This is a genomic window from Aureispira sp. CCB-QB1 (assembly GCF_000724545.1).
Lineage (GTDB): Bacteria > Bacteroidota > Bacteroidia > Chitinophagales > Saprospiraceae > Aureispira.
Map to the genome: position 1 here is coordinate 1 of NZ_JHBV01000083.1, position 790 is coordinate 790.

Annotated in this window: 2 protein-coding genes; both read right to left on the bottom strand. The window is 37.7% G+C overall.

The genetic code is table 11. The annotated features are described in order from the left end of the window. A partial coding sequence (locus tag CG11_RS26270) for a hypothetical protein (RefSeq protein ID WP_156039919.1) occupies positions 1-332 on the bottom strand: 332 nt, incomplete at its 3' end. Between the two features lie 36 nt (positions 333-368). Next, positions 369-746 carry a hypothetical protein gene (locus CG11_RS26275; RefSeq protein ID WP_052599926.1) on the bottom strand — a complete coding sequence of 126 codons (378 nt, stop codon included), beginning with the start codon at positions 744-746 and terminating at the stop codon, positions 369-371. Between the last annotated feature and the right edge of the window lie 44 nt (positions 747-790).

Genomic DNA, 790 nt, shown 5'->3' on the forward strand with positions numbered 1-790 from the left:
TCTTTGTACTGAAATAAGCCCTTCATCACATCATCGGTTGATTCTCGTTTGATGACCTCAATCATAATCACCAAAGCAATGGAGCAAGCGATTCGAATTACCCAATGAATGTTGAGAAATAGATAAGAAAGCATGGTGAATGCTGTTGTTAAACTTGCCAGCTGTGCAATCACGCCCATGCCTAAAAAGGCTCGATTTGCCCAAGCAAAACGATGGGCAAAGTTTTTGTGTTCAAATTTCTGTTCTAATGTCTTGTTTAAAGACCAATTGAAAATGGCGTAATTTTGAACTTTACGCTGCTTGTTGTGTGGATTTTCTGCAAAAGATGTCATAAATTTGTTTTTTTAAGAATTTGTCTAAGAGGATTCCTAGTTGCCGCTAGGGATCCTTTTTTTATGCTGGTCAAAATGTTCCAATTGTACTTTGATTTCGTAGAAGATCGTCCTTAAATAAAGATCACTTGGGTCGTCGTTGTAAAGCAGCTCTTCCAAAGCATATTTTTCTGTTGGCGTGAGTTGGATTCGATAGATTTTAGCTTCGTTTTGCCAGTGTTTCTCCTGTCGTTTGCTGATTTTGATAATAATCTGAATTAAGGCAGCTCTCCAACCTTTTTGTATAAAATCATCCGAAGGCTCTGGAGCAGAGAAGGGGAGCAGCATTTTTGCCAAGTAGATCCAATCTTTCAAAGTCAGTTTGATTGGAATATGTAGAACCTTGATTTGCTCAATGGCTTGATAATAGGTCATACTCTAAAAAATTGTCCTTTGATAAAATTATGCGTGTGTTGTCC

Excerpts from the sequence above, each read along its gene's own strand:
- CG11_RS26275 (WP_052599926.1), bottom strand. The coding sequence starts at position 746 with ATGACCTATTATCAAGCCATTGAGCAAATCAAGGTTCTACATATTCCA.